General features: G+C 47.3%; 8 protein-coding genes. 5 read left to right on the top strand and 3 right to left on the bottom strand.

The features are described from left to right. The 3 genes from QUA80_RS26905 to QUA80_RS26895 all read right to left on the bottom strand — a co-directional run. A partial coding sequence (locus tag QUA80_RS26905) for a DUF4347 domain-containing protein (protein ID WP_333428049.1) occupies window positions 1–1902 on the bottom strand: 1902 nt, incomplete at its 3' end. A gap of 201 nt (window positions 1903–2103) precedes the next feature. After that, window positions 2104–2796, bottom strand: coding sequence for a response regulator transcription factor (locus QUA80_RS26900; protein ID WP_333428048.1), 693 nt, complete (start codon window positions 2794–2796; stop codon window positions 2104–2106). Continuing rightward, window positions 2793–3893, bottom strand: a complete 1101-nt coding sequence (locus tag QUA80_RS26895) for a HAMP domain-containing sensor histidine kinase (protein WP_333428047.1) — start codon at window positions 3891–3893, stop codon at window positions 2793–2795. Before QUA80_RS26895 ends, QUA80_RS26900 begins: the two co-directional genes overlap by 4 nt. A gap of 300 nt (window positions 3894–4193) precedes the next feature. On the opposite strand from QUA80_RS26895, the gene kdpA reads away from it, so the two are divergent. The 5 genes from kdpA (at window position 4194) to kdpC (ending at window position 9941) form a co-directional block, all read left to right on the top strand. After that, a complete protein-coding gene (gene kdpA / locus QUA80_RS26890; RefSeq protein WP_333428046.1) occupies window positions 4194–5990 on the top strand; it encodes a potassium-transporting ATPase subunit KdpA in 1797 nt (598 codons plus the stop codon). A 115-nt stretch (window positions 5991–6105) separates the two neighbouring features. Then, a complete protein-coding gene (gene kdpB / locus QUA80_RS26885; protein ID WP_333428045.1) occupies window positions 6106–8199 on the top strand; it encodes a potassium-transporting ATPase subunit KdpB in 2094 nt (697 codons plus the stop codon). 51 nt (window positions 8200–8250) lie between these two features. Beyond that, window positions 8251–8856, top strand: a complete 606-nt coding sequence (locus tag QUA80_RS26880; RefSeq protein WP_333428044.1) for a Uma2 family endonuclease — start codon at window positions 8251–8253, stop codon at window positions 8854–8856. Window positions 8857–8900: 44 nt separating this feature from the next. Beyond that, window positions 8901–9170 carry a K(+)-transporting ATPase subunit F gene (gene kdpF, locus QUA80_RS26875; RefSeq protein WP_333428043.1) on the top strand — a complete coding sequence of 90 codons (270 nt, stop codon included), beginning with the start codon at window positions 8901–8903 and terminating at the stop codon, window positions 9168–9170. A gap of 141 nt (window positions 9171–9311) precedes the next feature. Then, window positions 9312–9941, top strand: a complete 630-nt coding sequence (gene kdpC / locus QUA80_RS26870; protein WP_333428042.1) for a K(+)-transporting ATPase subunit C — start codon at window positions 9312–9314, stop codon at window positions 9939–9941. Window positions 9942–10166 lie beyond the last annotated feature (225 nt).

Below are 10166 nucleotides of genomic sequence, written 5' to 3'. Positions count from 1 at the left end.
AATTCCGTTGAGAACTTGGTCGTGCAGGACAGTGTAGGTGTCGGGATTTACTTTGGGTGGATTGTTAGTGACGTTGAGATTCACCGTACCGGGGACAGTTGCAGCGCCGTCGCTAACGCTGTAAGTGAAGGTATCAGTACCGACAAAGCCTGCTTTCGGAATATAAACGAAGTCGCCGAGGGCATTGAAGGTGATCGTACCGTTGCTCGGGCCTGTAACTAAGGCCGGAATCAGTATATCAAGGTCGGCGTCTGTGTCGTTGATTAAAACTCCTGGAATTCCGTTGAGAACTTGGTCGTGCAGGACAGTGTAGGTGTCGGGATTTACTTTGGGTGGATTGTTAGTGACGTTGATAGTAACTGTTGCTGGTTGAACAGATGAATCTGTACCGTCGCTAACACTGTAAGTGAAAGTGTCAGTCCCGACAAAGCTTGCTTTCGGAATATAAGTGAATGTGCCGTCGGGGTTGAATGAGAGTGTACCTTTGGTAGGGCCTGTGACTAAAGTCGGACTCAGCGGGTCGCTGTTGGTGTCGGTGTCGTTGCTTAAAACTCCCGGAAATTGGCTGAGGACTTTATCGTGCAGGACGCTGTAGCTGTCATTGACGGCCACCGGGAAATTATTAACCGAGATGGGGCCGAGAGTAAAAGTGGCACTTGCTTGGTCGGTGTCGTCGCCGAAAAATAGGAAGTTTGGCAGGCTGTAGGGATTAAAGGGTAAAGGTGGCTGGCTGGTTGCTGGATCAAATGCCGTGTAGTTCCGCAGCGGCTGATTCGTCAGGTTTGGTATTGCTACGCCACCGGCAAACAAGGTGTAAGTGCTGCCTTGAACCACCAGTTTGTAGTCGGTAGCATTGCTGATGTTAACAAGTGCGTTTTCCCCGCGAGTAAAAAGAGTTGGGGATGCGCCACCGTTTTGAGCAAAAATGCCTCCGTTAGGGGCAAGGTTGCGATTGGTGAAACCTAGTTCAATGCCAGTTTGAGCGTCGCTGCTAATGGCGATGATGCTGAAACCTGCCCGATCGTCACTATTACTGTTTTCAGCCGTAACTGCAACGTTGAAAGAGACGCTATAACCGTTGGTGAGGTTGAGTGCGGGGAAACTTGGGTTAACTAGATTAACTGTTCCTGGCGCGGGAGTAGGGGTGTAGTTGTAGTTGGTATAGCCTGCATAGCCTGTAGTGTCATTAGCTGCGGTCACGCTAGCAGTATTAATGCCCGTCGTGTTAGGCGAGAAAGCACCAGTAGCTAGGACACCAGAACCCAATGGGAAAGGCAGAGGTAGTTGTCCGTAAGCTAATTGAGTACCGGCTGCTGTCCCGATGCCTGGTGTTGCAGCAGGGGGTGGATAGTTTGTGCCGTCGTAGAGAGTAAGGCCGAAGGCAAATTGATAAGCGGCCCTGGTGGCTGGGTCGATCGCCAGCCCAGATGACACGGCTCCCGTTGTATAATCTAGCTGCCAGTCTCCGCCCTTAGCAGAACTGCCGATCGGCGATCTAGAAGCAGCAATTTTTGCCTTGGTTAGCTGACTCAGTTGCTGCACGAAGTTAGCGCCCTTCTCCCCCGCCGCTACATCGCACCCGTACAGCAAAATCTCTCCACTCTCTGCCAGCGATCGCGACCAGCGCTGCAATTGTCTAGCATAAGTTTTTAAATTTGTCAAGTTTAGCTCGATCGCGCCTAGCTGCAAACTCGCGGGGCGGCCGTGGGAGATGAGATGAATGCTTTTAATATTGCTGCGAGTCGCTAGCGCTTCAGTAATTTGTGCTACTCCATCCCGCGCCGCATCGAGAATAATTACTTCTGTCCCCGCTGCGATGCCGTTGCGGAGAGTTTGGGCATCTGGAACAGCAGAATCGAGAAAGGCGATCGAACTAAAAACTGAATTAATAAAATTTTGCACAATACACCTCTGGTTAGATGACCGTAGGAAAATTAAGATGTGTCGAGCTTAGCAAATTCACACATTCAATGTCATGAATAAAATTAACAATCAAGACTGATATTAACTTTCCGTGAAGCTGCTACAGATTCATCTTGTAGAGGCGCGTTTAGCAAGTAATTTATTTCAAAAAGCGACTATTCCAGTACAAAAGTTGACCTTTTAGGGTTCGACGGGCAAAAGTTCTTGTGCTACCAATCCTTTCTGAATAGCGAGAACAGCAGCTTGAGTGCGATCGCGCACTTCTAACTTTTGCAAAATCGCGTGCACGTGAACTCGCACTGTCCCCGGAGCAATGTACAATATTTGAGCAATCTCCTGATTGGTTTTCCCACCCGCAATTAAAGCTAATATTTCTTGTTCTCGCTTCGTCAGCGGATTCTCCAAAAGTTCCGATTTCAACCCATTTTTCAAAGGTTCGGGATTAGCAAAAACCGCCCGAATTTCCAAAGTCGCAGCCTTATCCCACCACGAAGCGCCCACCGCCACCGATCGAATTGCCAAAACCAAAGTTTCCGCCGCGATTCCTTTTAGACAATAGCCCTGGGCACCGGCAGCAATCAATCTTTCAATTAACGATTTTTGGGAATGAGATGTTAAAATTAAAACTGGAATTGCTGGATGTCGCTGTTTAATTTGGCGGCACGCTTCAATACCCCCAATTCCCGGCAAACCGACATCGAGAACTACCACATCGGGTAAGTGTTCCTGAGTCAATTCTACGGCTATTTCCCCATCTTCTGCCTCGGCAATTACTTGCAAGCAAGTTTCTTGCTGCAACCGCGTTCGCAGTCCTAACCGAAACAGTTCGTCATCTTCCACTAGGAGAATTCGCAAGGGATAAGCTGGTTTCATTTCTGTGGGATAGCAGGGAGTCGGAATCCAAATAAAGCACCGTGTGGCAAGTTATTTTCTGCCCAAATTATACCGCCGTGGGCGTCAATGATTTGGCGGGATAAGTATAATCCCAATCCCGATCCTTTGGCTTGCCGATCGCCGTTTCCTTGATAAAAACGCTCGAACAAGTGGGGCAGTTCATCGGCAGTAATTCCCAAACCGCTATCGATAACTTTCACCACCTGATAACTCGAATAAGATTCCATAACAATTTCTACTTTACCGCCGCGATGAGAATGATTGATGGCGTTTGTTAGTAAATTAACAAAAACGCGCTGGAGTTGCACAGCATCGCCATTTACCCACAAAGAGCGGCGAAAATATGACTCTCCGTAACTCATACTAATATAGACGCGGCGCGCCGCCGATAAATGGATGAGTGTTGCAATTACTTCTTCTGCCAAAGCTACTAAATTTACGGGAGCAAGTTGCAGTTTTAAACCTTCGGCATCGTTGCGGTAAACATCTAGCAGCGTTTCTACTAATTGTAATGACATTTTGTGCGATCGCGCCATTGTTTCGAGAACTTTTTGCTGGCTGGCGGTGACATTCCCAAATTTTGCTGACCCAAAAGCTTTAATTGTTTCAATCGCCCCCAGCATCGGCGTTTTCAAGTCGTGACTCAAAGTAGAGACAAAATCTTCTCGGATGCTTGCTAGCTGCTGCTGCGACTGCAACTCAGCTTTAGCGATCGCGATCGTCTCTTGGTACTGCTGGTTGCGATCGCTCAAATATCCCGTCACCCCTAAAGCCATGACTGCGATCGATCTATTTGCTACAGTTGCTAGGGCGATCGCTTCTCCATGAGGAACAAACAAATTTAACAGAGTCAAAGCTGCCGATACCAGCGTAATTTGCAACTTACCCAACTGACTCAAGCGCGAATTGGCCAGCAAAATCGGCCCTGTGTACAAATACCCAAACAGATACTCCGACGGCGTAGTAAATTCCAGCACTACAACGATCGCAAATAAAATTGCGATCGACCACCTTCCCCGCAAATACTTCTCTTGAATTGCCTGGTTGTCTGTGATTTTCAATAAGCTGTTTAACATCCTTTATCCATCCATTTTATATTTTATATTTACACTCTACTCTCTGCCTTATACCTGCGGTTTTTCTTCGCCAAAATTTGTCTGTTGTGACGCAAAAAAAAGCGTTTATATAACATCTATATCTGCAAGCATAGATACTGCTAAATATTTAAACATTTGTCTGTCCGGGAAAATATATAGCAGCTAAACATAACGGGTAAACGGCAACTTATACCTGCGGGCTGATTATCAAAAATCTTAAGGGCAAGTATATTGATTTTTAAAAGCAGATTGCACTTTTAAGGAAGTATTGGCTCAGTTATGCTTGAAGGATTAATTCAAATCGCATTAACGCTAATCATTGTAGTAGCGATCGCCCCTATTTTTGGCAACTACATGGCGCGGGTGTACATGGGAGAACCAACCATTCTCGACCCCGCTATTAAACCTGTAGAACAACTCATCTATAAAGCCAGCAATATCCGGTCTGTAGATTCGATGACAGGTTGGCAATATGCCCGATCGCTACTTTACAGCAATGCAGCAATGGGCATATTTGTTTTTCTAATTTTCATGCTTCAGGGAGTGCTGCCTTTAAATGCCACCGGCTTAAGCGCCCCAACCTGGGATACTGCGCTGCACACAACTATTTCATTCCTCACAAATACCGACCAACAGCATTACTCCGGCGAGACAACATTCACTTATTTATCCCAGTTAACTCTGGGTTTTTTAATGTTTACCTCAGCAGCTACAGGTTTAGCAGTAGGTATTGCTTTTATCCGGGGCTTAACCGGCCGTCCCTTGGGCAACTTTTACATCGATTTAATTCAATCAATCACCAGGATTCTGCTACCAATTTCTTTGATAATTGCCTTACTTTTGCTGATGTCGGGAGTGCCAGAAACCCTAGCATGGCCGGCAGTTGCCCGTACATTAGAAGGCGACACGCAAATAATTGCTCGCGGCCCAGTTGCTCACTTTGAAAGTATCAAACAACTGGGAGAAAATGGCGGCGGATTTTTTGCCATCAACTCGGCTCATCCCTTTGAAAATCCCAACCCTTTTACCAACCTGCTGGAAACACTAGCAATGGTTTCTATACCAGCAGCGATGATTCACACCTACGGCAGATTTGCCAACAACAAAAAACAGGGATGGCTGATTTTTTGGATGGTATTTGGCATCTACGTTATCTTGATTGGCATTGCAGCATTTGGCGAGTACGGCGGCAACCCTCAAATTAATAATTTACTGGGTTCACAGCAGCCAAATTTAGAAGGCAAAGAAGTTAGGTTTGGCTGGGCAGAGACTGCACTTTGGGCGGTGACTACGACTGGCACAATGTGCGGCGCTGTCAACGGAATGCACGATTCTTTAATGCCTCCCGGTGGTTTTGCTACTCTGTTTAATTTGTTTCTACAAATCATTTGGGGCGGACAAGGAACGGGAACGGCTTACTTATTTATTTACTCAATTTTGAGCGTGTTTCTCACCGGATTAATGGTGGGGAGAACGCCGGAGTTTTTGGGACGCAAAATTGAAAAACGAGAAATTGTTTTAGCCAGCGTTGTTTTGTTAATTCACCCGATCGCAGTTTTAATCCCCGGTGCCATTTCCCTCGCCTTTACCGACAGTTTGAGCGGCATCAGCAACCCGGGATTTCACGGCATTTCCCAGGTGATGTACGAATACGCTTCGGCGGCCGCTAACAACGGTTCTGGTTTTGAAGGATTGGCTGACTCTCAACCCGCGCCGTCAGGACTTTGGTGGAATTTAAGCACCTGTTTTAGCCTGCTGTTGGGGCGCTACGTTCCAATTATTGCCCTGCTGCTTTTAGCTGACAGCATGACGAAGAAACAACTGGTTCCCGAAACAACCGGCACTCTCAGAACCGATTCAGTTTTGTTCACCAGCGTCACCGCAGGAGTAATCATAATTCTGGGCGCGCTGACATTTTTCCCAGTTCTAGCTTTAGGGCCAATTGCCGAAGGATATGAAATTAGCAGCGGCAAGTTTGAACCCACACCGATAACTGCGCCGCCTTTAGCAACACCTTCGCCTTTAGCAACACCTTCGCCTGAAGCGACAACGCCGACACCAAACAGCGGACAGTAGATGTAGATTGCATTAAGTAATGCAGCGACAATAAACTGCTGTTGCTGGCAACAATCCCAAATCTAAAATCCCAAATCCCAAATCTAAAATCTAAAATCTAAAATCTAAAATCCACATGGCTTCTTCCAATACTCCTGATTCCCCAAAAAGACCTGCTAGAGGCTCTCGCGAGTCTCGCAAGCACACGCCGAAAGCAAATACAAAAGGCCTTTATCAAAGAGCTTTTAAACAAGCTTTTGTCAAGCTAAACCCGCAGGTAATGCTGAAAAATCCGGTGATGTTTGTGGTGTGGGTTGGCACAATTGTGACTGCATTATTAACGATCGACCCGACGCTGTTCGGCCCGGTTCCCGGCGAAAATCAGAGAGTTTTCAACGGTTTAGTCACGTTTATTTTGTTCTTTACTTTGGTATTTGCTAATTTTGCCGAAGCGATAGCAGAAGGGCGCGGGAAAGCGCAAGCAGATGCCCTGCGATCGACCAAAGCCGACACAACAGCCCGCAAACTCCTACCAGACGGTTCAATTCAAGAAGTTAGTTCGACATCCCTGAGACGCGGCGACCAAATTAAAGTGATCGCAGGCGATGTCATTCCTGCCGACGGCGAAGTGATCGCAGGTGTCGCCTCTGTAGACGAATCTGCGATCACTGGCGAATCGGCACCGGTGCTCAAGGAACCGGGTTCGGACATCGCCAGTTCCGTTACCGGCGGGACGCGCATCCTTTCCGACGAACTGACGCTGCGGGTGATGGCCGATCCGGGTAAGGGGTTTTTGGACAGGATGATCGCGCTGGTGGAGGGGGCCGAAAGGTCGAAAACGCCCAACGAGATCGCGCTGACGGTGCTGCTGGCGGTGCTGACTCTGGTGTTTTTGATTGTGGTTTCGACGATTCCGCCCGTGGGAAATTACGTGAAAACCCCTGTGGGCGTGGTGACGCTGATTTCGCTGCTGGTGGCGCTGATTCCAACAACCATTGGAGGTTTGCTGAGCGCGATCGGCATTGCGGGGATGGATCGCGTCGCTCAGTTTAACGTGATAGCGACCTCTGGACGCGCCGTGGAGGCTTGCGGTGACGTGAATACGCTGATTTTGGACAAAACGGGGACGATCACGCTGGGGAACCGTTTAGCCGAGGAATTCATTCCGATCAACGGTCATTCACTGCAAGAAGTGGCGCAGGTAGCCTTGGATGCCAGCGTGTTTGACGATACTCCAGAGGGAAAGTCGATCGTCCGTTTGGCTCAAAATTTGGGCGCACAGGTGGATTTCGATCGCACCAACGCCGCCGGGCTTGATTTTTCCGCAAAAACGCGGATGTCTGGCACGGATTTGCCCGATGGGACGGAGGTTCGCAAGGGTGCGGTGGATGCGGTGAAGGGTTTTGTGCGATCGCGCGGCGGCAATTTCGGGCCGGATCTCGATGCAGCTTACGAGCGAGTTTCCCGCTTGGGAGGCACACCCTTAGCTGTTTGTCAAGGTAGCGACACCTACGGCATTATCTATTTAAAAGATGTCATCAAACCGGGAATTCGCGATCGGTTTGACCAACTGCGAAAAATGGGAATTCGTACCATTATGCTCACCGGAGATAACCGAATTACAGCATCAGTAATTGCCGATGAAGCAGGCGTTGACGACTTCATTGCCGAAGCAACTCCCGAGGACAAAATCGACGTAATTCGCAAACAACAAGCCGAGGGCAAATTAGTCGCAATGACCGGAGACGGAACCAACGACGCACCCGCACTAGCGCAAGCAAACGTAGGACTGGCGATGAATTCTGGAACCCAAGCCGCGAAAGAAGCAGCAAACATGGTGGACTTAGATTCTGACCCTACAAAACTAATTGACTTAGTGACAATTGGCAAACAATTGCTGATTACTCGCGGCGCGCTGACCACATTTTCCCTAGCCAACGATATCGCTAAATATTTTGCAATTATTCCAGCTATGTTTGCCCCGGTTGGCGCATTAAATGTCATGGGTTTAGCCAGCGGTCAATCTGCGGTTTTGTCAGCATTAGTTTACAATGCTTTGATTATTCCCGCTTTGATTCCCCTAGCATTAACCGGGGTCAAATTTCGACCGCTGACTGCAAATCAACTGTTGCAGCGGAACATTTTAATCTACGGATTGGGCGGGGCAGTTGCGCCGTTTATTGCTATCAAAGTTATTGATATTTTGATTGCCTCCGTTGGGCTAGCATAGAAGAAGTTCGGCAACAGATTCGCTCCACGGATGTAACGGATGGAATGACCTATGAACCCTCAAATTTTGGACAAACCAGTCAGTGAAAGTAACCAATGCTTCACGCTTTACGATGTGAGTTGGGATCAATTTGAAGCAATAGAAGCAGCTTTAGATTTTCCACGCATACGCTTAGCGTACCTCGACGGAACTTTAGATATTATGACTCCACTTTCCGACGAACACGAAGACGGTAAGACCACTATTCGGAAGTTACTTGAGGTTTATCTTGAAGAAAAAAGCATTCGGTTTTATGCCAGAGGGAGCAAGACTATTGGCAATATAAGATTATGTGGCAGAAAAGAACCAGATGAGTCTTATAACTTGCTGACTAAGAAAGATATCCCCGACTTGGTAATAGAAGTAGTCGTTACCAGCGGCGGGGTGAATGTTCTAGAAATTTACAAGCGGGTCAAGGTTCCTGAAGTGTGGTTTTGGGGAAAAGGCACGCTTTCCATCTATCACTTGCGGGAACAGGAATACGAACAGATAGAGCAAAGCGAATTGCTGCCAGAATTCGATTTAGCTTTGTTTGTTCGCTGTGCCAATATTCCCGATCAGTACGATGCCGTTGTTGAGTTTCGCAACGCACTGCGCGCTCAAAAACAGGAAAATTAACCTAAAACTATTGACCGCATTTAGTACCACGAATAAGAGTAATTATGAAACGTAAAGATTTGCTGAATGATGTTTTGCCCAGGGATTTTCAAGAAACCTTTGAGTTAGCACAAATGCTTTGGCAGCGCCACCCAATCCCGGTGCAGCTATTTCTGGTCATGTGCTTTAACTTGATAATTGCACCGGCTGTTTATGCGGCTGCGGATGAAGGTTTGACGAAAAAAGCTGCGTGGGGTTTAAGTCTTTTGGGTTTGGTGATTGTCGGGCTCGCAGTTTATTTGTTTGTCGTGATTTTTCAGCCGGAAAGATTTTAGGCAAATCTCAACCAGGATTCGCTTGAACCTACTTATGTAGGGTGCGGTGTGCATGGAGTTTTACCCCTATGGCTAGCGTGTCAAACAACTTTTTGCATCCAGCACTTTCATCAAAAAACAATTAGTTAAGTGAGGTAATTCATGAGAGAATTAATCAGAGCAATTCGCGTGACTTTAGTTTTGTGGGGAATCACCGCTATTATTTATCCCTCGATCGTGCTAGTAATCGGCCAAATTGCCTTCAATTCGCAGGCTAACGGTAGCTTAATGCGCCCGCAGGGAGTTGTAGTCGGTTCCTCGTTAATCGGTCAATCTTTCAGATCGGATAAATATTTTTGGAGCCGCCCCAGCACAACAAATTATAGCAGCTTTGCGACCGCAGATTACGACCCCACAAAGGGAGAAAATTCCAGTCAAAGAACAGGCGTTTCTGGAGCTAGCAACCTTGCTCCCAGCAACTCGGATTTGCTGAAGCGAGGTAATGAGAAAGAGGGTTTTCAGGGGGTGCAAGTTGAATTAGATCGCCTCAACAAAGCTGGTATCAAACCAACTGCTGATTTAGTTTACACCTCTGGTTCTAGCCTAGATCCGCACATTAGCCTAGAGGCAGCTCGATCGCAAATTCAGCGGATAGCAACAGTGCGATCGCTCAATCTCAATCAAGTAGAGATGTTGGTAGCTAAAAATACAGAGGGCAGATTTCTTGGCATTTTCGGTGAACCGGGAGTTAACGTCCTCCAACTGAATTTGGCTCTCGACCGTTTACCATAGTTGACAGTCAGTAGTCAGTAGTCAGTAGTCATTAGTCAGTAGTCATTAGTCATTAGTTATTTGTTGCTTGTTACTTGTTATTTGTAGCAACTGACAATCGCTAACTGACAATCGCCAACTGACAACTGACAACTGACAACTGACAACTGACAACTGACAACTGACAACTGACAACTGACAACTGACAACTGACAACTACCAACTGACAACTGCCAACTGACAAGT

Origin of the sequence: Microcoleus sp. F4-D5, assembly GCF_036704885.1 — a bacterium.
Classification (GTDB): domain Bacteria; phylum Cyanobacteriota; class Cyanobacteriia; order Cyanobacteriales; family Microcoleaceae; genus Microcoleus.
This window is presented reverse-complemented; position numbering and strand designations above follow the sequence as displayed.

Coding starts and splice junctions, on each gene's coding strand:
- QUA80_RS26900 (WP_333428048.1), bottom strand. CDS start 2,796: ATGAAACCAGCTTATCCCTTGCGAATTCTCCTAGTGGAAGATGACGAA.
- QUA80_RS26895 (WP_333428047.1), bottom strand. CDS start 3,893: ATGTTAAACAGCTTATTGAAAATCACAGACAACCAGGCAATTCAAGAG.
- kdpA (WP_333428046.1), top strand. CDS start 4,194: ATGCTTGAAGGATTAATTCAAATCGCATTAACGCTAATCATTGTAGTA.
- kdpB (WP_333428045.1), top strand. CDS start 6,106: ATGGCTTCTTCCAATACTCCTGATTCCCCAAAAAGACCTGCTAGAGGC.
- QUA80_RS26880 (WP_333428044.1), top strand. CDS start 8,251: ATGAACCCTCAAATTTTGGACAAACCAGTCAGTGAAAGTAACCAATGC.
- kdpF (WP_333428043.1), top strand. CDS start 8,901: ATGAAACGTAAAGATTTGCTGAATGATGTTTTGCCCAGGGATTTTCAA.
- kdpC (WP_333428042.1), top strand. CDS start 9,312: ATGAGAGAATTAATCAGAGCAATTCGCGTGACTTTAGTTTTGTGGGGA.